Here is a 22,925-nt window from a genome sequence, read left to right on the forward strand (position 1 = left end):
TAAAGCGGTTTGACTCTGAGCACTAGTCAATCCGGCGAATTACCGACAGCGTCGGTGATTTGACGGATAGAACTAGGCACAGAAAGTTGCCAATAAAAAGTACGTTTGGATATGAGTGCTTTTGGGTGCGCTTAGCAACTGAGCATTAATAGAAATTTTAGATTAAGCGGAAGTTGTTGCAACCCAAAAAGCACGTTTAAAATAAAAATTGGAGGTTTTCCCATGTTAATCAAAGAAGTTTGTGTCGAAAATTTCACCGAAATTCCGGCTGCCATTCGTAATGGTGCCAAACGAATTGAATTAAATGACAACTTAGCTGTTGGTGGTACCACGGTTAGTCGTGGTGTTATGGCTGAATCAGTACGTTACGCACATGAACATGATGTGCCAGTAATGGTCATGATTCGCCCTCGTGGTGGCAACTTTGTCTATAATGATCAAGAATTAAAAATCATGGAAGCTGATATTTTTTCAGCACAAGAATTAGGCGCCGACGGGATTGTCGTGGGTTGTTTAACGCCTGACAATAAGATTGATGATGAAGCAATGGAAATGCTAATTGGGGCTGCCAATGGGATGCAAGTTGTTTTCCATATGGCTTTTGACGAATTAGCAGCAGCTGACCAAGCCGAAGCAATCGACTGGCTAGTTGAACACGACGTTAAACGCATTTTAACGCATGGTGGCCCATTAACGGCACCGTTAAATGAAGAACGGCTTCAAGAACTTGTGCGCTTAGCTGATGGTCGCTTAGGTATTTTACCAGGCGGTGGTATTACAGCTGAAAACGTCGCAGGTATTACTGAACGATTAAACGTGACAGAAGCACACGGCACTAAAATCGTTGGTTAAATAAAAAATTGCGCAATCAAAAAAGGTTTCCGGATAAAAATAACTTTTATCCGGAAACCTTTTTATTTTTTGATTACGGTCAGTAATTGACCGACATCTTGGTTGACCCCTTGGAAATGACGAACGGCATAGCGTTCAGGGTTCAATCGCGTTAAATCTGCGACCAAATAGTGGATTTCTTCTTCTGATTGAAAGAAACGATTATCGATGATAAATAGTAACATCCCACCTCGATTGAGGCGAGACAAGACTTGGTGATAGGCCGAAATTGTCGTATTGGGTAGCGTGACACTTTGAGGTGTTTCCGATCGGAGCGAGCCAAGACTGAAGATGGCCGCTTGCACTTTTAAATCAGCGGGGAGAGCGGTGATGATTCGCTCGTGACCTTGATTGATGAGGGAAACTTGCTGATTGAGATTGGCAGTGGTTAATCGTTTTTGACAAGTAGCGAGTGCTTCTTTTTGGATATCAAAACCATAAACATGGCCGTAATCGGCAACCTTTTCTGCTAAAAATAAAGTGTCATCACCATGACCTACGGTGGCGTCAATCACAACATCGCCTGGTCGAACGGCTTGGTCCAATAGAAAATGGGCAAAAGAACTTGGCTGATCAAGTAGCATGATAAAAATCCCCTTTAATTACGATTTTCGCTGCAATAGATGGTAGCTATCAAAATAATACCACGAAAGACCTAATCCGATTAGGGCAAGCATGAACCCCGCAAAGACATCGGTTGGGTAGTGCACTTGAACGTAGATGCGACTAACGCCAATTAGTAACGTGAATATTAAGCAAACACTAATTAACAGGTACCGCCAATAGCGTTTTTTTATCAGGTAGGTGGCGATAATGCTCAATGAGCCAAAAAATAATAGCGCGCCGGAAGAATGCCCGCTGGGAAAACTAAAACCGTTGGCGACGACCAAATGATGTGCGTTAGGTCTGGGTCGAGCAACCCATTCTTTAATGATGTGGTTTAAACTGCTGAAAACCGCCATATTGACTAATAAAAAGAGGGCGGCGTTTGTTTGGCGGATGAAGAGTAGTGTGAGTGTTGCTACGACTGTTAATCCCAGCATACTATAAGGATTACCTATGCTTGTGACTGCGACTGCGAGGGTGGTTGTTAGTGGTGATGCGACACTGCGGACCATCTGGCTGATAGTGCTGTCGACAATGTTAATCCAAGCTGCATGGTTTAGTAGACCGACTAAAATAATTGTAAATAGTGAAAAGCCCACTATCACTGACGTGAGTTGTTGCTTTTGATGAGACATAGTGAACCCCTTTCAAAGTCTATAATGACAACGTTAATGTTCGCTATTCTTGAAATGTTTTTAAAACGATTATTAACCACTTGTAACATATACGTTGTTTTATAGGATTATTAATATTATAATATATTTTAGATAAACTTAATAAAGAAAGCTATTACTTTAGAAAAAATTATATGGAGGTTTTTACGTTGAAAGAGACTAGAAAACAAAGAATCGCGATCCAAAAAAGAATTTTGAACCGTCAAAAAAAGGAACTACGGAATAAGAAAGTACGGCATATGACGACTTTTGCAGGGGCTAGTTTCTTGATGGGATCTGCGGTTGCACCTAGTCTCGTAAGCGGTAAAGCGAAGGCGGCTGTTGCGACAGTCAGCGCTAGTGAAACAAACCTTAATACAGCAACAACAAGTACAAGTAGTGTTGCTAATAGCACGACAAGCAGTACAACTGAAGTAACAAGTAGTAGTCAGAGTCAATCAAGCCAAACGACAAGTAGTAGTCAAAGCCAATCACAACCAGTTGTGAAGCCGCAAGTGACTGAAAATGATGCCAATAAAGCTGCCACAGCTCAACCTAAACCAACACAAGCACAACCAGTTGTTGGCACACAAAATACGGGTGCTAATATCGCAACAGCCCAAGCGATTATGGCTTATTCATCAACCAGTGCATCAACTTTCATCAATTCAATTGCTAGCTCAGCACGTCAATTGGCAAGTGAAAATGATTTGTATGCTTCAGTGATGATTGCCCAAGCGTCTCTTGAATCAGGTTTCGGGAATAGTGCTTTAGGCAAAGCCCCTAACTACAACTTATTCGGTGTTAAAGGGAGTTACAACGGTAGCTCTGTCTACATGCTAACAAACGAAGATGATGGTCATGGTAATCTTTACCAAATCAACGCTGCTTTCCGTAAATATCCTTCATACTACCAATCACTACAAGATTACGTGCATGTTTTGAAGAATACTTCTTTTGGATCAACACCTTATTATCAAGGCGCCTTTAAGAGTCACACAACAAGCTACCAAAACGCGACACAATATCTTCAAGGTCGCTATGCAACAGCTACGAACTATGCGGCTAGTTTAAATCGTCTGATCCAACAATATAATTTAACACAATATGACACACCTGCGACAAGTGGTAACAATGGTGGCGGGACAGTGACAACCCCAACCAATCCAACAACGCCAACCAAACCAACAAATGGCGAAAAATACACGGTTAAAGCCGGCGATTCAGTTTACGGCATTGCTAAACGTTATGGAATTTCAATGAGTACTTTAATCAGTTGGAATAACATTAAAAATAACATGATTCATCCTGGTGATGTCTTAATTGTTTCGGCTAACAAACCAACAACACCAACGAATCCGACGACACCAACCAATCCAACTAAACCAACAAATGGTGAAAAATACACAGTTAAAGCCGGCGATTCAGTTTACGGCATTGCTAAGCGTTACGGTATTTCAATGAATACGTTAATTAGCTGGAATAACATTAAAAATAACATGATCCACCCGGGCGATGTGTTGATTGTTTCTGCTAAACAAACAACAAACCCAACAACACCAACGAATCCAACTAAACCGACAAATCCAACGAACCCAACAACACCGGCGAATAACCAAACTTACACGGTTAAGTCTGGCGATTCAGTTTGGGCAATCTCAAACCGTTATGGTGTTTCAATGGCGAACTTGGTGAAGTGGAATAATATCCGTAATAACTTCATCTATCCTGGTCAAAAATTAATTGTTGGTCAAAAATCAACGGGACAAACAACACCTCCAACAAATAACAACAACAATAGCAGTAGTAATAATAACAATGGCTCAACAACGACAACCGCTAAAACCTACAAGGTCAAAGCTGGTGATTCAGTATGGCGGATTTCACAACAATCAGGAATCTCAATGGCTGAATTGGTTCGTTTAAATAACATTAAAAATAATTTTATTTATCCAGGTCAAGTGTTAAAAGTCAGTGCTGGTAAAACAACAACTAACAATAACAATCAAACGACGCCTAATAAAACAAAGTCTTATACCGTTAAATCAGGTGATAGCCTATGGTCAATCGCTCAAAAAAATGGCACGACAATTAGCCAATTGAAGACTGCCAATAATTTACGCTCAGATTTAATCTTAGTTGGCCAAGTCTTGAAATTGAAGTAAGAGTTTGGTATGCTAAGAACAATTATTTAACGTTGAGAGGGATTAGTAGTTAAGTGAAACGTCCAGAGAGCGTGTGGTTAGTGCGAACACGTCGTTGAACTTAGCGAACTCACCTTTGAGTTTTCTATTGAAATCAAGTAGATAGAAACGTCAGCCACGTTACGGCCAGAGAGTTGCTCAGTTTGAACTGGGCAGAACTTAGGTGGCATCGCGGTCAATTCGTCCTATGGTATTTATACCATAGGACTTTTTTTGACGTTAAGTGGATTAAAAAAGAGTGCGTCAAAAGTGTCTATACTTTTGAAAGTACGCTAAAAATAAGGAGTGTTTGATATGACTTACGATCATCGCGCAGTTGAACAAAAGTGGCAAGCCTACTGGCAATCACATAAATCTTTTAAAACAACAGAAGATAAAGATAAGAAAAATTTCTACGCATTAGATATGTTCCCATACCCATCAGGACAAGGGTTGCACGTTGGCCATCCTGAAGGCTATACGGCAACTGATATCTTGGCCCGGATGAAACGGATGCAAGGCTTCAACGTGTTGCACCCAATGGGTTGGGATGCATTCGGCTTACCTGCTGAACAATATGCGTTAGATACGGGGAATAACCCTGCTGATTTCACGCAAAAAAATATCAACACTTTCAAACGTCAAATCAATTCATTAGGCTTCTCATACGATTGGGATCGCGAAGTGAATACAACGGATCCTGATTTTTACAAATGGACCCAATGGATTTTTGAAAAAATGTACGAAAAAGGCTTGGCTTATGAAGCCGAAGTTGCTGTTAACTGGAGCCCAGATTTAGGGACAGTTGTGGCCAACGAAGAAGTGATCGACGGTAAAACTGAACGTGGTGGTTACCCTGTTTACCGGAAACCAATGCGTCAATGGATGTTGAAGATTACGGCTTATGCTGATCGTTTAATCGATGACTTAGACCTGGTTGATTGGCCTGAAAGTGTCAAAGATATGCAACGTAACTGGATTGGTCGCTCAAAAGGTGCCGAAGTTTCATTTGCTGTTGAAAACCACGACGCTAAGGTCGATGTCTTCACAACGCGTGCCGATACAATGTTTGGTGTTAGTTACATCGTGATGGCCCCAGAACATAAATTAGTGGCCGACATCACAACGCCTGAACAAAAAGCTGCTGTTGAAGCTTATTTAAAAGAAATTGAACACAAGAGTGATCTTGAACGGACTGATTTGGCGAAGGACAAAACAGGTGCCTTTACGGGTGCTTATGCCATCAATCCGGTGAACGGCGAACGTTTACCAATCTGGATTTCAGATTACGTTTTAGCGTCATACGGGACTGGTGCTGTCATGGCCGTTCCTGCACATGACCCTCGCGATTGGGAATTTGCCAAGAAATTCGGTTTACCATTGAAACCAGTTGTTTCAGGCGGTAACCCTGAAGAAGCTGTTCACACAGAACCTGGTGTAATGATTAATTCGGATTTCTTAGATGGCTTAGACAAGCAAGCTGCTATCGACAAGATGATTCCATGGTTGGTTGAACACAAAGTGGGTCATGAACAAATCAGTTATAAATTACGTGACTGGTTATTCTCACGTCAACGCTACTGGGGTGAACCAATTCCAATTATTCATTGGGAAGATGGCACAACATCTGTCGTTCCAGAAGAGCAATTACCACTTGAATTACCATTAACAAGCGATATCAAACCTTCTGGTACTGGTGAAAGTCCACTTGCGAACTTAACGGACTGGTTAAACGTGACGGACGAAAATGGTCGTAAAGGCCGTCGTGAAACAAATACAATGCCACAATGGGCTGGTAGCTCATGGTATTATCTCCGTTATATTGATCCTAAGAATCCCGATAAATTGGCTGACTTTGACAAGTTGAAAGACTGGTTACCAGTTGACATGTATATCGGTGGTGCAGAACATGCTGTTCTTCATTTACTATATGTTCGTTTCTGGCACAAATTCTTGTATGATATCGGTGTCGTCCCAACGAAGGAACCATTCCAACACCTATACAATCAAGGGATGATTTTAGGCGATAACCACGAAAAAATGTCTAAATCAAAAGGGAACGTTGTTAACCCTGATGATGTTGTTGATCGTTTTGGTGCTGATACATTACGTCTATACGAAATGTTTATGGGTCCATTAGATGCTTCAATTTCATGGAGTGAAAAGGGCTTAGCTGGCGCTCGTAAATTCTTGGATCGTGTATGGCGTTTATACACAGAAGAAGATACCGACGAAAACGACCAACTTTCAAGCAAGATTGTCGCTGACAACAACGATCAATTGAAGAAAGTTTATAACGAAACCGTTAAGAAAGTGACAGAAGATTTTGAAAGCATGCACTTTAACGTGGCGATTTCACAATTGATGGTCTTTATCAACGATGCTTATAAAGCAGATACATTCCCACGTGAATATGCTGAAGGTTTTGTGAAATTATTAGCCCCAATCGCACCACATATGATGGAAGAATTATGGGCAATGCTTGGTCATGATGATTCAATCAGCTATGTTGATTGGCCAACATTTGACCCAGCAGCATTGGTTGCTAATGAAGTGGAAGTTATCTTCCAAGTTAACGGCAAATTAAAGGCCAAAGTAACAGTGGCGAAAGATACACCGAAGGAAGAATTAGAAGCGATGGCAAAGGCAAACGAAAAAGTAGCTGAATTTATCGCAGACAAGACAGTCCGCAAAGTGATTGCCATTCCAAACAAATTGGTAAATATTGTCGCAAATTAGAGTGCGTTTGGTTGCGGTCAGCAACTGAGCATTAATAAAAAATTGCAAATAATCCAGGTTTTAGGATTATTTGCAATTTTAGATTAAGCGGAAGTTGTTGCAACCAAAAAGCACGTTTCAAAAAAGAGTGTGTTTCAGGTGGTTATATCGTGAGGATTAGCCTAGGCTCGTGGATAATCGACAAAGTCGATTATTTGCGGGACGTAGCTAACCACAACGATATACCTGAAAAAGCACGTTTCAAAAAGGACAGACAAATTCAATTTTGTCTGTCCTTTTTCTTATCTAAAGTTAATAGTTAGGAACCTAACAAATACTATTGACCTTCAAAACCTTGTTTATCAACATTTTAAAATGATAAAAAGATGAGAAAAGATATTGATTTTCCTCTTTTTTTATTATACGATGATAAGTAAATTTAGATTGTCGGGTTAACCAACAACGGGGATGCCTAGATAGAAGGGTTTGAGGAGAATGAAACGAAATTTAAATGCCCGCCAGATGCAGATGATTGCATTAGGTGGGACAATCGGGGTCGGTTTGTTTATGGGGGCCAATACAACGATTAAATGGACAGGACCTTCTGTCTTAATCGCCTATGGCATTGCCGGGTTATTATTGTATTTAATCATGCGTGCTTTGGGGGAAATGTTGTACGTTGATCCAGATACAGGTTCGTTTGCGAAATTTGCAACGGAATATATGCACCCCATTTTTGGCTATTTGACAGCTTGGAGTAACGTTTTCCAATTTGTGGTCGTTGGGATGAGTGAAATGATTGCAATCGGTGGCTATCTAGAATTTTGGTGGCCGAATCTGCCAGGTTGGGTCCCAGGGTTAGTCGCGATTACGTTCTTATGTGCTGCTAATCTCATATCGGTCAGCATGTTTGGTGAACTAGAATTTTGGTTTGCGCTGATTAAAGTAGTGACAATTGTGTTAATGATTGTCGCTGGTCTCGGATTAATTATCTTTGGGATTGGGAATCACATGCATCCAGTTGGGATTAGTAATTTGTGGACTCATGGTTTCTTCACGGGTGGGTTCAAAGGCTTTGTCTTCGCACTTGCGATTGTCCTGGCTTCTTATCAAGGGATTGAATTAATCGGGATTACGGCTGGGGAAGCTGAAAATCCGCAAGAAACATTAGTTAAAGCGATTCAATCGACCGTTGCTCGGATCCTCATTTTCTACATTGGTGCTATTTTCGTTATTTTAAGTATTTATCCTTGGAATGAACTCAGCCAAGTGGGGTCACCATTCGTTCAAACCTTCGCTAAAATTGGCATCACTGCGGCGGCTTCAATTATCAATTTCGTTGTCATTACAGCGGCTCTATCAGGCGCTAACTCTGGGATTTACAGTGCGAGCCGAATGACGTTTACATTGGCGACTAACGGTCAATTACCAAAACGTTTCTTGAAACTCAACCGACATGGCGTGCCATTTTACGCGGTTGGTGCGATTTCATTAGGGATTTTAATCGGTGTGATTTTAAATGCCATTTTACCATTAGTTTATCCACAAGCCGGCAATATTTTCGTGCTTGTTTATAGTTCAAGTGTTTTACCAGGAATGGTACCTTGGTTTGTGATTTTAATTAGTCAAATCGCTTTTAGAAAACAACACGCCGAAAAGATGGCGACCCATCCGTTTAAAATGCCATGGTCACCATATTCTAATTACATTACGTTGGCAATGTTGTGCTTAACACTAGTATTCATGTTTATTAACCCAGAAACACGGATCTCATTAATTGTCGGATTAATCTTTTTAGTCCTGATGATTGTTATTTATTTCATAAAGTTTGGGCGTCAAAAACAATAAAAAAAAGCAGCCGATTTGGGCTGCTTTTTTAGTAGATTGGATTAATTTGATCACGGTGCAAGACGTTGATCGATTCACCGGCTGATTGGCGGCGGTCGATATTATCTTCACCCCATAAGCAGAGTAGGTTCAAAATCTTATTGAGTGATTGGCCGTAGTCAGAGAGGCTGTATTCAACCCGCGGCGGAATTTCTTGATAGATCTTCCGATTGATAATCCCGTCGGCTTCGAGTTCGCGCAATTGTTGCGTTAAAACTTTTTGAGAGATCTTAGGGATATTTTGTAAGAGTTCACTTGAGCGGAGTGGTTGATTCCGTAAGTGGCATAAAATGACGGGTTTCCATTTACCACCGATGATTTCCATCGTGGCTTCAACACCAATGTTATAAGTTTTCTCATTCATTTTTAATTTTGATTCACCTTTTCATTGTGATAAGACTCAATTATTACTTTTCAGTAACCTACTGACTAAAAAGTGCGTGATTGTGAAAATGACGCTTCTATTGAATAATATAGTACATCAGTTAAAAAGTCTATTAGGAGTGTGGGAAAATGAGTAAAAAGCAACGTGCGAACTTAACTTTATTAGCATTGGCGATTAGTGCCTTTGCGATTGGTTCAACAGAATTCATCAGTGTTGGCTTAATGCCGTTGATGATTAAAGATTTTGGGATTACAATGAGCCAAGCCGGCTTAACCGTTTCAATGTACGCCTTGGGGATTACGATTGGTGCGCCCATTTTGGCCATCTTAACTAGTCGTTGGCCCCGGAAAAATTTATTGTTGGGGATTATGATTGTCTTTATCATTGGGAACTTAACGGTGGCCTTTGCCCCAGTTTTCTCAGTTGTTTTAATCGGTCGGATTATTTCAGCGTTATCACACGGGATCTTTATGTCAATCGCATCAGTGATTGCGGCGGATGTTGTGGAACCCGAACGCCGGGCAAGTGCGATTGCCGTGATGTTCACTGGTTTAACCGTCGCAACGGTTACTGGGGTACCGCTGGGGACTTTCATCGGTCAAATTTCAACATGGCACATGTCGTTTATTTTCATTGCGGGCATTGGTGTCTTGGGCTTAATCGCTAACTGGTTCTTGGTCCCAAACGATTTACCATTGGGTCAACCAAGCCAATTTAGTGGGATTATTCGGGTCTTCAAAAATAAAGCAATCGTGATTGCCTTATTAATTACAGCCCTTGGCTATGGTGGCACATTCACCGTTTATACTTTCGTGACACCAATCTTACAAACGAAGATGGGCTGGTCACCAAGTGCGGTGGTTATTATCTTAGTTATTTATGGCTTAATGGTTGCCGTAGGGAATACATTAGGTGGTAAGTGGTCTAACCACAAACCTTTGTTGGCATTATTGAGAATGTTTATTGGATTACTAGTGACCCTCATGTTGTTCATGCTAACATTGAATTCACATTGGTTTGGTTTAATGAACGTCTTATTGATGGGCTTTTTCGCCTTCATGAACGTGCCTGGTTTGCAACTTTACATTGTCCAACTGGCTGAAAAGTTCACACCAAACGATATTCCCTTGGCATCGGCTTTGAATATCTCAGCCTTTAACATTGGGATTACGATTGGCTCATTGGTCGGCGGTCAAGCTTCTGCCGCTTGGGGATTGGGGAGTACACCAATTTTTGGGAGCATCATGGTGTTCATCAGTATCTTATTAACATGGTACTTGATTAAACAAACAACGAAAACAAAATAAACAGAGTGTGGCATAAGTCGGGTTAACCGGAAGGATATGACTTATGGAACACGTTTAGACGATTAGCATTCGAATATTAAAAAAGAGCTGGGACAAAATTTACTTTTGGCCCAGCTTCTTTTTGTGGCTAATCGTCACAAGATAATCGGCTGAAACGTGCTTTAACGAGCAACTTCTTCCGTCTAGCGACGCTTAGCAAACGATCCGCTGTGCGGCTCATTCACCAAGCTATGCTATACTCAGAAGTTAATCGCTCGGTAAAGCACTCTGATTTGAAACGTGCTTCTGATGACAACAACTTCCGCTTAATCTAAAATAACCATTAATCTTAAAAGCGAGATTAATGGTTATTTTTAATTAATGCTCAGTTGCTAACCATCATCAGAAGCACTCTTTTTTCATAAAGTTTTGTTAAAGGAATTGCAAGGTTTCAGGCAATCATCTAAAATGGTAGGAAGATGCTTTTTTGACGTTTAATAAGGGAGTTATGGAAAATGACCAATTCATCTGATACAAAGGCGACGGATAAATCTTCACAGAGCAAGATGTTGCGGGGATCCGCTTGGATGACTGCCGGAAGTATTTTCTCGCGAATTCTGGGAGCCATCTATGTTATTCCATGGCCAATCTGGTTTGGGGTTAACTTTTTAGCAGCCAATAATTTATTTGGCCGAGGATACCAAATTTATAGTGTGCTAATCGTTGTCTCGACTGCTGGGATTCCGGGGGCACTCTCAAAACAAATCGCGCATTATAACGAAATGAATGAATATGGAGTTGGGCAGAAACTCTTTCAAAAATCACTAATTTTAATGCTGATTATGGGGATTTTATCGGCAGGTGCGTTATATCTTCTAGCACCTGTATTATCTCAAGGGGATGCCAGAATGATTCCGGTGTTCCATTCACTTTGTTGGCCATTGTTGGTGATTCCACTCTTAAGTATTATGCGTGGTTTTTTCCAGGGGTATGCTGAGATGGCACCTTCCGCGATTTCTCAATTTATTGAACAAGTTGCTCGGGTAATTTATATGACTGTGACTGTTTTTGTTATCACACAGGTCTTAAGAGGAAGTTACATTGATGCTGTGACTCAGGCAACTTTTGCGGCATTTATCGGAGCAGTTGCTGGTCTACTTCTACTGATTTGGCACTACTTAAAGCAGCGACCACGGATTGAACAGTTAATTGCTGGTAGTAATAATGCGATAACTGTTTCAACGAATGATTTATTGAAGGGGATTATCAAGCAATCGATTCCTTTTATCGTTATTGATGCTAGTATTAATTTAGTCTATATTATTGACCAGTATAGTTTTAATCGTATGATGAGTGATTTTGTAATTGCTTCGGATCACCAACTTTGGAATCTATATACACTTTTTGCGGTTAATGCGAATAAGCTGATTTCAATCACCGTTTCATTAGCGGCCGCAATGGCTGTTACGGCGGTGCCATTGATGTCTGCGGCTCATGTTCGTGGCAATCAAAAAGAATTACGGCAACAAATTGGGAGTACCATTCAACTCTTTAATTTAGTCATGATTCCAGCGGCCTTCGGGATGGCAGCCGTGGCTGGACCGCTTTATACCTTGTTCTACTCACATGATGCCTTAGGGATTAGTGTCTTACAATTTTCATCGTATATTTCAATTCTCTTAGGCCTCTTCACGGTCTTAGGTGCGATTTTACAAGGGTTGTACCAAAATCGGTTGGCCTTGTTCTATCTATTGATTGGTTTCATCGTTAAAATTGTGGCCCAGTACCCAGCCATTTATTTCTTCCGGGTATACGGTCCGCTCGTGTCAACTGGCTTAGCCTTTGCGACGAGTTCAATCTTGATGTTAGCCGCATTACACCGCTATTATCATTTCGATGCTTGGCAAACGATTCGCCGTTTAATCGGAATCATCGGCTTCTCAGTGATTATGTATCTGATGACATCACTAACGGTCAAAGGCTTATTGTTAGTGTTTAATCCACAAAGTCGGCTTCAAAGTGTGCTTGTCCTTGCGATTAGTGTCGCAGTTGGTGGGTTAGTCTATGCTGTTTTAGCGTTGAAATCACGCTTAGCCGATTATGTCCTAGGCAGTAACTTAGACCGCTTTAGAAGAAAGTTGAAATTAAAATGAGAATTGATCGTTTTTTAAGTCATATGAATGTCGGCACGCGTAAAACGCTCAAGCCATTATTAAAGGCAGGGCGGGTTCGTGTTGCCGATAAAGTTATTAAAGAAGCGAAATATCAAGTGACCCCAGAAATGGTGGTTTACGTTGATGATGAACCGATTCGCTATCAAACTAATTTTTATTGGTTATTAAATAAACCGGCGGGTGTGATTTCGGCCACGACCGATCCGCAAAAAACGGTCATGGATTTATTCGCACCAGCAGATTATCGGGAAGACTTATTCCCCGTGGGCCGCTTGGACAAGGATACGACGGGGCTGTTGTTGATCACCAATGATGGCGACTTAGCCCACGACTTATTGAGTCCGAAAAAACACGTTACAAAAACATATCGCGCTAAAATTGCCGGGGTGGTAACAGCGGCTGACCAAGCACAATTTGCTGCCGGTCTAAAGTTGAGTGATTTTGATGCTCAACCAGCACAATTGACGATTTTAAGTACTGATACAAAACGCCAAGAAAGCTTGATTGAAGTTGAAATTCATGAAGGCAAATTCCACCAGGTTAAGCGCATGTTTCATGCGGTTGATAAGGAAGTACTGACTCTAGAACGGATTAAGATGGGGCCACTAGACTTACCAGCTGATCTAAAACGTGGCGCGTATCGCGCATTAAAAACTACCGAAATAGCATTATTAAAAGAATAGTTCATACTAAAGGGGCCTGGAAAAAATTACTTTTCCAGGCCCCTTTAGTAATATATTAAAAAAAGAAATAGAATCATTATTATGAATGTGGTAGATTGCAAATTTAATCCGAATTTTTCGACAAATTAGTCAGCATTACCTGGTAGGGTGTTTGCCAGTTGAGTATTTTAAGTGGTCTCTGGTTAATTTCGAGCAGCGTAGTGGTTAGTTCATGAGCACTGACGTGCTCAAAACAAGTTCCTTTTGGATAGAAATAACGTAAGTGTCGATTAAATCGTTCATTACTACCACGTTCAGCTGGACTATAAGCATGGCAATAATAAGTCTTAATCCCATATTGCGGTTCAAAAGAACCAAGACCGCTAAATTCAGTCCCACGATCAACGGTCAAACTGTGCACAGTTCCTTTAAAGGTTGCTAGAAAATTATCCAGTGCACCATTTACAGCAGCTACTGATCGTTCTTTTAGTGGGTAAGCCCATAGGAATCGTGATTTACGATCGACTAAAGTTAATAAGGCCGCCTTACTGCGTCCACGAGGACCAACAATTGTATCCATTTCAAAATCACCGATTCGGTTACGATGGTTAATGACTGGTGGTCGTTGTTCAATTGACGACCCCAGAGATTGGTTATATTTTGAACGTTGGTCGCTTTTACGCCGTTGGCGCAAACCATGTTCAGATAGCTCACTTAAGGGGAAGTCTATCTGTCCATGATTTAACCAATTATAGATAGATTTAGTCGCTAAATTAAATTCATGCGCAATAGATTCTGGTGGCCAGCTTAAACGTAGGTGGTTCAGGATTAATTGTTTCAAAGTGGCGGTCAACTTAGTTTTGCGGCCGCACTGAGCCCGTTTACGTTCTGTATCTGCTTGTGCCAGTTCAGCTTGATAAGGATGACAACGCGATAATTCGTATGAAATAGTCGCTGGTGAACGGTTTAACAGATTGGCCATTTCAATATTGGATAGTTCTAACTCACAGAAAGTTTCAATTTTAATTCGTTCAGAATAGGTTATACTAGACAAAAGATCAGCTCCTAAAAAATGGGTTTGTGGTAAACACCATTTTAAAGGAAGCTGATCTTTTTTGTCCGAACAGCGTTCGGATTAATTTTACAATCTACCATGTTAATATAATCGCAATTGGCAAGCCGATTTTTATTAGTACTAGGTACTTTTGTGGGATGATTGGATAGGCATCTTTTAATAGCCAACGGGTCCCAAAAACATAGCTAGCCACTAGTGCAATGATTAGAATGTTTCTAAGGCTACCTTGAATTGGCCGAACTACGACCAATAAATAGCTTAAAAACAGGTAGATGGCGGTTGTTAATAGTGGTAATATAAGACGTCTCATTGTTTAGACCTCCATTGCTATGATTTGGAAAACGCTTTTTAGATATTGATAATACCATTAATTAGACAGAGGAACAATCCTTTTTTGACATAGACCACTGACTACTTTAAAGCTTGAATAATAGCTAAGAATAGTAGTTATCACTACCAGTCCAATCAGGTTAATGATCAGCTATCTTTGCCATAAATTGCGGTAATGCTTGAATAATCTGACTGGGCAGTGTCACGTATTGAGTTGTAGCAAGTTCGTCGGAGATTGCACTGTGGGTATAAACCGCGGCATCAATTACATCAGGAGTTGGGCCAAATTGCGCACAGAACGCCGCGATAATCCCAGTTAAAGTATCACCACTACCACCGGTCGCCATTGCGGGTCCGCCAATCATGAGTTGACTGACTTGTGTTTGGTGATAGATTTCGGTGTGGTGTTTTTTTAGCACGAGAGTGGCCTTTGGATAATCAGCCAGTGCCGCTTGATTATTGGCGACAGTTTGTTGTTCAATCGATAGGCCGCTTAGACGCGCCCATTCCATTTGGTGGGGCGTTAAAATCAGTTGTGTGTCTGGTAGGGCGAGTTTTTCGCGGGCGATTAAGGTAAGCGCAGAACCATCGATTAAGAGGGTTTGTTCAGGCCGAACAGCTTGCAAAACTTGTTTTAAAAGAAGCAACGCAAAGGCGCTCAGTCCAAGTCCTGGACCGATCACGATAACATCGGCGGCTTGAACGGTAGGTACCCATTGTACGAAGGGTTGCCGGTAATCGATAAACATGGCTTCGGGTAAACGGGTGTGAAGGCTAGAGAGGACGCTTAAATCGCTAGCCACGGAAACCAACCCCGCCCCGGTATAAACAGCAGCAGAGGCGCTCATAATAGCCGCACCGCCATATTGCTGACTACCGCCGATGATTAAAATACGGCCAAAATCGCCTTTGTGACTGATAGCGGGCCGAGCCACAATCACTTGGCGGGCCAACTCGTCTGTGATAATTTGCATACGATGACCTCCTTTAGTTGCCTCTATTATAAGCGAAATAGTATTAAAAGGGTATTGGCAGGTCTTCATAACACTGGTACAATAGTCATGTAGCAAATCGCCCGTGTGGCGGAACTGGCAGACGCGCAGCGTTCAGGTCGCTGTTTGGGTAACCGAGTACAGGTTCGAATCCTGCCACGGGCATCATAGTGTAATAAAAGGATTTAAGATAAAATAAAAGGGCATTAAAACCATTGATATATCAGTGGCTTTAATGCCCTTTTATAATTAATTGATGTAGGACTTAATATATTTGTTCAGATATATAGTAAAATACTCAAATTAAAAGGGTGTTGTAGGATGTCTATTTCTGATATTTGATAATGTAAGAATAAGGAATTTGACATGGTATAATTGAAAAGAGATAAGTAGTTTATTAAAAAAATTAGTATCTTGGTCAGATATAGACTATAGGGGGAGACAGTGGGTTGGGGGATGTAATTTATTTGGAAAACTTAAGATCGGTAAACGATAGGAATCTAGGCGTTTATAAAACAGCATTGGATTTAGCGTTAGAGGATAAAAAAAATTTTAATATTGCTTTGTCAGGATCATATGGTTCAGGGAAAAGCAGTATTATTGAGTCATATAAAAATTATGATGATGTAAAGTATCGATTTCTACATATTTCATTAGCACAGTATGAATCTCCTGAAAGTGGTACTTCTGATGAGGGTAAAGATACTAATAGTCAAAGAGAGAAAGAACTAGAAGGTAAGATACTTAATCAGCTATTACATCAGATAAAGTTATCAAAAATACCGCAAACTATATTTAAAGTAAAAAGAAAAATATCAAGAATTAGTTTACTTTTAGCAAGTATTTCAATTCCTTTAATGATTATTTTCGTGAGTTATTTAGTATGGTTTAATAACTGGAAGAGTTTCTTTGAAAAGAATTTTAAAAATAGTCAGTTGTTCTTTATTAAATTTATTATGAATTTAATAACTAACTCTAATACTTGGTTAGTTATATTCTTTATTGTGGTTTTTATAACAGTGGTATATGTGTACAAATTTATTCAACTGCAAGTTAATAAAGGAATTGTTCGAAAAATATCAATTAAGGGAAATGATATAGAAGTCTTTAAAGAATCTAAGGAATCGTATTTTGATAAGTACTTAAACGATGTAATTTATTTGTTTGAAAATTCCGATGTTGATGTAGTTGTTTTTGAAGATATTGACCGGTACAATAATGTTAAAATTTTTGAAAAATTGAAAGAAATTAATACATTAGTTAATAAAAGGAATAAAAGTAGCAAGAGTCAGATAAAATTCATTAAGTATATTAGAAATACAAAGTTTTTTCAAACAGTATGTAACCGGCGGATTATTAAAATAGTAAGACAGAAATTTAGATCTAAGAAAAGAATCGTTTTTTTATATTTATTGAGAGACGATATGTTTATTTCTAAGGATAGAACCAAATTTTTTGATATTATAATTCCTGTTGTACCGGTGATTGACTCATCAAACTCATATGAAAAAATTATTGAGCTTTTTGATAGGGTAGGCTTGGAAAAAAATTTTGATAGAGGATTCCTACAAAAATTATCATTATATATTGACGACATGAGATTGTTAAAAAATATATACAATGAGTATTTAATATACTATGAAGAATTAAATAGTATAAATTTGAATTCAGATAAGTTGCTGGCTCTTATAACGTATAAAAATATTTTTCCACGAGACTTTTCAAATTTACAGTTATCAAAGGGATTTGTTTACTCGTTATTTACTCAGTATAAAGTTGAGATAATTCAAAAGAAAATAGCAAAATTAGAAGATGATATAAGTCAAATAGATAAAGAGCTTGAAGCTGCTAACGATGAAGAGTTCACTAATATTAGTGAACTGATTGCGTTGTATTTTACTGATAATAATTTGTATCAGGTAAATGATAAAACTGTAAATGATTTTGAAACGACATCAGATTTTGCAAAGGAATTGATGATTGCTGATAATAATTGGGAAAAAAGGGAAAGTTATGATTGGTATAGTTGGGTTCCGGTATCTGGAAAAGATATTTTAATAGGAATAGAGCAAAAAAAGGGATATTCAGAGCGAAAAAAGAATATAGAAATAAAAAACAAAAAAAGACAAGAAGCTATTCTAGAGAAGCGTAATGAACTAAAAGAAAAAATTGAACTTATTAAACTACAAAAATTAAATGATCTAGTCTCAAAATCAGAGATTGAACAGTATAAAAAGGAAGAAATAATAGGTGGAGAAATTGATTTCAGTGAAATAAAACAGAACGATTATTTCTTATTACTAGTTTTCTTAGTAAGAAATGGCTATTTAGATGAATCATATCCAGATTATATGACATATTTTTATCCAAACACCTTAGCTCAAAGTGATAAGCTTTACTTGAGGAGTATCACTGATGAAAATGCTTTAAATTACAACTACGCATTAATAAATATAGAAGAAGTAATGCGTAGAATGGATACTAATGATTATATGAAAAAAGAGGTATTGAACTACGATCTTTTTTGCTTCATGTTAGGTCATCTAACTCAATATGAAGACAGTTTAAATAAAGTCATAGGTAGTTTGATTAAAGAAAAAAATATTGAGTTTATTAAATCTATTTTTATCCGTAATAGAAAAAAACAAGATACGGAAAAAAATGAAAATATGATTGGACTGTTATTCCTTAGTTGGAATGGTTTTGCAAAGCAGTTACTATCTGGCAATGAAAAAATAAATGATTTAATTATCGAAGTTGCTTTAAATACATTAGACTATACTAGTATTAATAACCAGAATGAAGAGAATGTAATCATTAATTATCTTGAAAATTCGAATACTTTTTTAGCTAGACTAGATGGGTATAATAAATTGCTGATTAGTAACTTAGAAAAATTATCCGTCAAATTTAATTCTATAGATTTTTCTAAAATTAATTCTGAGGTTGCTGAAAATATCTATCAAAAAAATTTATATAGAATTAATTTTTATAATTTAAATAGTATTTTTACTAATTTTCATAATATTAAAAATAAGCAGAATATTGCACATAAGAATTATAGTTTAGTAAAGAGTGTTGGGACAAAACACTTGATAGATTATGTCACTACAAATATTGAACTGTATGTTAATGTTATCTTAAATAATTCAGAAAATGTAATTCAAGATGAAGAAAATTATGCTTATGAGATCATTAATAATGAGCAGTTAAGTGAAGTGACTATTGTAAAATATATAAGAGCGCTTAAAACTAGACTAAATACAATTGAAAAGATTGATAATGAAGGCTTTTGGGAAATTTTGATAAAGCAAAATGGAATAACCCTTACGGAAAATAATTTAGTTGAGTACTATCATCACTATAATGATGATAGTTGGTCAAAAGAGTTAATACAGTTTGTTAATCAAAATAAGATGAATATTAAAGTAAACCTTACTAACGTAAATACTAAATATGGAAGAATCGGTATATTCTTTAATACAATTAAGGAATATCAATTAAAGAATAATAAATACGCTAGCTTACTTATATCTATGAAATCAAGCGATAAGGAGGGTGATTTAGAAGGAGTTAACACATTTAGTATAGTTGATGTACCGAGCGATAAGATGTCCCTTTTAATTGACAATCGAATAATAGAAATGAAGAAAGAAACTTTAACTGGTCTTCGGAAAAACTATCCGGATAAAATAATTATGTTTATTCAGAGAAATCTTGAAAAGTATTACGAATTAATTCAAAACGATGAGTTATATGATCCAGATGAGATTTTACAAGTTTTAGATGAGAATATGAAAATAGAAACGGCACAGTCTATAAAGGAAAATATTTCTATTATTAGCAAAAATTATTCGGATGAATTATTAATATTTATATTAAAAAATAAATTTAATATTAATGATTTAAACGGAATTATCAGTAATTATACTAAGTATTCTGTTGCAGTACAGAAAGTAATAAGGTATGTGGTGGTAGGGCATATAGAAATAATTCTTACGAATAAAATTAAAATTGAATATTTACCTTTGTTGGAGCATTTATTAGGGAATATTGATGTGGAAATCAATATTAGAAAACAGTTGTTTTCTAATAATATAAAATTATTCGATAAAGAACAGGTTAAGAAATACTTGAGTAAATTGAATTTTTCAAGTAAATTTATTAGTCTATTTGATGGAAAGAGACCATTGATTGAAATAACAGATGAAAATACAAATATTTTGCAATATCTTAAATTTAAAGGATGGATTTCTTCATACAGAGAAGAGAATATTGAATTTAGAGTAATAGGAAGAAAAGAGTACGAGAAATAAATCTATTCTTCAATATATAAGATGATTATTGAATATATTAATCTATGATTTTAAAGGTGTTTAGCGTTTACTATGGGCATCATGAAGTGCTTATAAGAGACTGACCAAGTTGTTTTTAGCAACTCGGCTAGTCTTTTTTATTGCTTAGGATTATTAAGTTGACTTTTTAAGTCTACGGTTGTAAACTAACTTTATTGAATGAATGATCGTTTCGCTGAGGCGATTATTTTTTTGAACAATTAGTTTACAAATGTAGATATTGGAGGATATAACAATGACACAAATCGTTAAAATTACAGGGATGAAATGTGATGGTTGTACGAAAAACGTGCAGGAACGCTTCTCAAAAATTGCGGGGGTTCAATCTGTTGAAGTGAGTTTAGAACAAAAACAAGCAACGCTCCAAACGGCTACTGAAATTGAGCATGCCACCTTGGCAGCGGCACTTGAAGGCACACACTACACGGTCGACTAGGATTACCGGATTGAAGGGAGCAACCAGCAAATGACAACCAAAACGTTCAACATTGATGGGATGGTGTGCGCTTCTTGTGCACAAACGATTGAAGGGGCAACGCAAAAATTGCCAGGCATGCAAAAAGCGGCGGTCAATTTGGCCACTGAAAAAATGCAGGTCGAATATGACGATTCCGAATTATCGGTGACCGCGATTGAAGACGCGGTTAGCGCAGCGGGGTATGGCGCAACGGAACAGATTGACCCGGAAAAAGAAGCGCAGGCGATTCAGGCCAAACGTACGGCTCACTTACAAGCGCTTTGGCGGCGTTTTTGGTTATCGGCCCTTGTGACGTTGCCGCTCTTATATTTATCGATGGGGCATATGGTTGGCTTACCGCTACCGGCGTTTTGGCAACCGATGCAAGCGCCCGTTAACTTTGCGGTCACCCAACTAGTATTGACGTTACCAGTGTTATATTGGGGCCGGCAATTTTTCATTGTCGGGTTTAAGGCGTTATTCAATGGGCATCCCAATATGGATTCCTTAGTTGCGCTCGGTACTAGCGCTGCTTGGGGTTACAGCTTGATCGCCACTTTAGCGATTATCAGTGGGCATGTCGACTTAGTGACGAGTCTCTATTATGAATCAGCCAGTGTTATTTTGACGTTGATTACATTAGGCAAATATTTTGAAGCGCGTTCTAAGGGGCAGACATCATCGGCAATCGAAAAGTTGTTGAATTTAGCGCCTAAACAAGCGACGGTTTTACGCGATGGTGTCGAAACAACGATTGATGTGGCCGAAGTGGTCGTCGGCGACGTGCTTGTTGTCCGTCCTGGTGAAAAAGTACCTGTTGACGGAGAATTGATTGCGGGTCATTCGGCGGTTGATGAATCGCTAATTACCGGTGAAAGTTTACCGGTTGAAAAACAAGTTGGCGATGCCGTTATTGGGGCCAGCTTAAATAAAAACGGTCATTTCCAATTTAAAGCCACTAAGATTGGCAAAGATACGGCCTTGGCGCAAATTGTTCAATTGGTCGAACAGGCGCAAGGGACTAAGGCCCCAATCGCACGGTTAGCGGATAAGATTGCAGGTGTTTTTGTCCCAATCGTGATTGGTTTGGCCTTATTATCTGGTTTAGCGTGGTTCTTTTTAGGACAAGAATCGTGGCTCTTTGCGTTAACGATTACGATTTCAGTTTTAGTGATTGCTTGTCCATGTGCTTTAGGGTTAGCGACCCCCACGGCTATTATGGTGGGGACTGGCAAAGGGGCTGAAAATGGTGTCTTGATTAAGAGCGGTGACGCACTTGAAACGGCGCAACATATTCAAACCGTGGTATTGGATAAAACGGGAACGATTACTGCCGGCCAACCAATCGTGACTGACATGGTTGTTTATCAGGGCACTGAAGACGATTTGTTACAATTAGCGGCCAGTGTAGAAGCTGGTTCGGAGCATCCGTTAGCGAGTGCAATCAACCAAGCGGCTAGTGAACGTGAATTAACCTTATCAGCAATGGCCGATTTCACAGCCATTCCGGGTTACGGTCTGTCCGCCCAAGTTGCGAACCAGACAATTCTATTTGGGAATCAACAATTAATGGCTGAAAATGGCGTTGCAATTGAAGTCGGTTCGAAGACGGCGCAACAATTAGCCGAACAAGGCAAAACACCGATGTACTTGGCCCAAGACGGTCAATTACAAGGGGTAATTGCGGTTGCCGATCCGGTTAAAGCAACGAGTCAAGCGGCCATCAGTCGTCTGCAAAAGATGGGGATTCAAGTCGTGATGTTGACCGGGGATAACCAAAAGACGGCTCAAGCAATTGCACACCAAGTTGGAATCGAACAAGTGATTAGTGATGTTTTACCAGAACAAAAGGCAGCGCAAATTAAAACCTTACAAGCAACCGGTCAATTAGTGGCGATGGTTGGTGACGGGATTAATGATGCGCCGGCTTTAGCGCAAGCCGATGTTGGCTTAGCAATTGGTTCAGGGACAGATGTGGCGATTGAATCAGCCGATATTGTGTTGATGCACGATGATTTAATGGCCGTTCCAACAGCTTTCAAGTTAAGCCGGAAAACGATGCAAAATATCAAAGAGAATCTTTTCTGGGCTTTTGCCTATAATATTCTTGGGATTCCGGTTGCAATGGGGGTTCTCCACTTGTTTGGGGGACCACTTCTAAACCCAATGATTGCTGGGGCGGCGATGAGTTTTAGTTCAGTGTCAGTGTTATTAAATGCCTTACGGCTAAACGATTAAAATTAGCATAAAACCGAAAATAGCACTGACGCG

At 39.0% G+C, this 22,925-nt stretch carries 14 protein-coding genes, 1 tRNA gene, 1 pseudogene and 1 other annotated feature; of the genes and pseudogenes, 10 read left to right on the top strand and 6 right to left on the bottom strand.

The genetic code is table 11. The features are described 5' to 3' along the window. Positions 1-222: 222 nt before the first annotated feature. Positions 223-852 (top strand): copper homeostasis protein CutC, encoded by a 630-nt coding sequence (locus ACPBEH_RS10265; RefSeq protein ID WP_424349105.1) that lies wholly within the window; start codon positions 223-225, stop codon positions 850-852. Between the two features lie 62 nt (positions 853-914). Here ACPBEH_RS10265 and ACPBEH_RS10270 read toward each other — a convergent pair whose 3' ends face one another. After that, on the bottom strand, positions 915-1,475 hold the full coding sequence (locus tag ACPBEH_RS10270; RefSeq protein ID WP_424349106.1) for a class I SAM-dependent methyltransferase: 561 nt from the start codon (positions 1,473-1,475) through the stop codon (positions 915-917). An 18-nt stretch (positions 1,476-1,493) separates the two neighbouring features. Then, the gene (locus ACPBEH_RS10275; RefSeq protein WP_424349107.1) at positions 1,494-2,132 is read right to left on the bottom strand and encodes a phosphatase PAP2 family protein; all 639 of its coding nucleotides are present in this window, start codon (positions 2,130-2,132) and stop codon (positions 1,494-1,496) included. A gap of 188 nt (positions 2,133-2,320) precedes the next feature. On the opposite strand from ACPBEH_RS10275, the gene ACPBEH_RS10280 reads away from it, so the two are divergent. From ACPBEH_RS10280 to ACPBEH_RS10290, 3 genes are all read left to right on the top strand, one after another. Next, positions 2,321-4,315 (top strand): LysM peptidoglycan-binding domain-containing protein, encoded by a 1,995-nt coding sequence (locus tag ACPBEH_RS10280; RefSeq protein ID WP_424349108.1) that lies wholly within the window; start codon positions 2,321-2,323, stop codon positions 4,313-4,315. 23 nt (positions 4,316-4,338) lie between these two features. After that, positions 4,339-4,545: a binding site (T-box leader), on the top strand. A 103-nt stretch (positions 4,546-4,648) separates the two neighbouring features. Continuing rightward, on the top strand, positions 4,649-7,072 hold the full coding sequence (gene leuS / locus ACPBEH_RS10285) for a leucine--tRNA ligase (RefSeq protein WP_424349109.1): 2,424 nt from the start codon (positions 4,649-4,651) through the stop codon (positions 7,070-7,072). 474 nt (positions 7,073-7,546) lie between these two features. Beyond that, positions 7,547-8,899 carry an amino acid permease gene (locus ACPBEH_RS10290; protein ID WP_424349110.1) on the top strand — a complete coding sequence of 451 codons (1,353 nt, stop codon included), beginning with the start codon at positions 7,547-7,549 and terminating at the stop codon, positions 8,897-8,899. Positions 8,900-8,927: 28 nt separating this feature from the next. Here the strand turns inward: ACPBEH_RS10290 and ACPBEH_RS10295 are convergent, their stop codons facing one another. Next, the gene (locus tag ACPBEH_RS10295; RefSeq protein WP_424349111.1) at positions 8,928-9,302 is read right to left on the bottom strand and encodes a winged helix-turn-helix transcriptional regulator; all 375 of its coding nucleotides are present in this window, start codon (positions 9,300-9,302) and stop codon (positions 8,928-8,930) included. Positions 9,303-9,451: 149 nt separating this feature from the next. Here ACPBEH_RS10295 and ACPBEH_RS10300 point away from each other — a divergent pair, with 149 nt between their 5' ends. The 3 genes from ACPBEH_RS10300 (at position 9,452) to ACPBEH_RS10310 (ending at position 13,466) form a co-directional block, all read left to right on the top strand. Then, complete coding sequence (locus ACPBEH_RS10300; protein WP_424349112.1) at positions 9,452-10,630, top strand: MFS transporter; 1,179 nt, start codon at positions 9,452-9,454, stop codon at positions 10,628-10,630. A gap of 494 nt (positions 10,631-11,124) precedes the next feature. Beyond that, positions 11,125-12,762: a putative polysaccharide biosynthesis protein gene (locus ACPBEH_RS10305; RefSeq protein WP_424349113.1), complete on the top strand. Its 1,638-nt coding sequence runs from the start codon at positions 11,125-11,127 to the stop codon at positions 12,760-12,762. Further along, positions 12,759-13,466, top strand: a complete 708-nt coding sequence (locus ACPBEH_RS10310) for a pseudouridine synthase (protein ID WP_424349114.1) — start codon at positions 12,759-12,761, stop codon at positions 13,464-13,466. The genes ACPBEH_RS10305 and ACPBEH_RS10310 overlap by 4 nt, the downstream gene beginning before the upstream one ends. 103 nt (positions 13,467-13,569) lie before the next feature. On the opposite strand, the gene ACPBEH_RS10315 is transcribed toward ACPBEH_RS10310, so the two are convergent. The 3 genes from ACPBEH_RS10315 to ACPBEH_RS10325 all read right to left on the bottom strand — a co-directional run bounded on the left by ACPBEH_RS10315 (position 13,570) and on the right by ACPBEH_RS10325 (position 15,824). Then, positions 13,570-14,499, bottom strand: coding sequence for an IS30 family transposase (locus tag ACPBEH_RS10315; protein ID WP_424348670.1), 930 nt, complete (start codon positions 14,497-14,499; stop codon positions 13,570-13,572). 94 nt (positions 14,500-14,593) lie between these two features. Further along, the gene (locus ACPBEH_RS10320) at positions 14,594-14,830 is read right to left on the bottom strand and encodes a hypothetical protein (protein ID WP_424349115.1); all 237 of its coding nucleotides are present in this window, start codon (positions 14,828-14,830) and stop codon (positions 14,594-14,596) included. A gap of 160 nt (positions 14,831-14,990) precedes the next feature. After that, positions 14,991-15,824, bottom strand: a complete 834-nt coding sequence (locus tag ACPBEH_RS10325) for an NAD(P)H-hydrate dehydratase (protein ID WP_424349116.1) — start codon at positions 15,822-15,824, stop codon at positions 14,991-14,993. 99 nt (positions 15,825-15,923) lie between these two features. Between ACPBEH_RS10325 and ACPBEH_RS10330 the strand changes: the two genes are divergently transcribed. From ACPBEH_RS10330 to ACPBEH_RS10340, 3 genes and pseudogenes are all read left to right on the top strand, one after another. Continuing rightward, positions 15,924-16,007, top strand: a tRNA-Leu gene (locus ACPBEH_RS10330). Between the two features lie 284 nt (positions 16,008-16,291). Then, on the top strand, positions 16,292-20,158 hold the full coding sequence (locus ACPBEH_RS10335; RefSeq protein WP_424349117.1) for a hypothetical protein: 3,867 nt from the start codon (positions 16,292-16,294) through the stop codon (positions 20,156-20,158). Positions 20,159-20,432: 274 nt separating this feature from the next. Continuing rightward, positions 20,433-22,892: pseudogene (locus ACPBEH_RS10340) on the top strand (heavy metal translocating P-type ATPase). Positions 22,893-22,925 lie beyond the last annotated feature (33 nt).

The sequence above is a fragment of the Latilactobacillus parasakei genome (genome assembly GCF_049674265.1).
GTDB classification, from domain to species: Bacteria; Bacillota; Bacilli; order Lactobacillales; family Lactobacillaceae; genus Latilactobacillus; species Latilactobacillus sakei.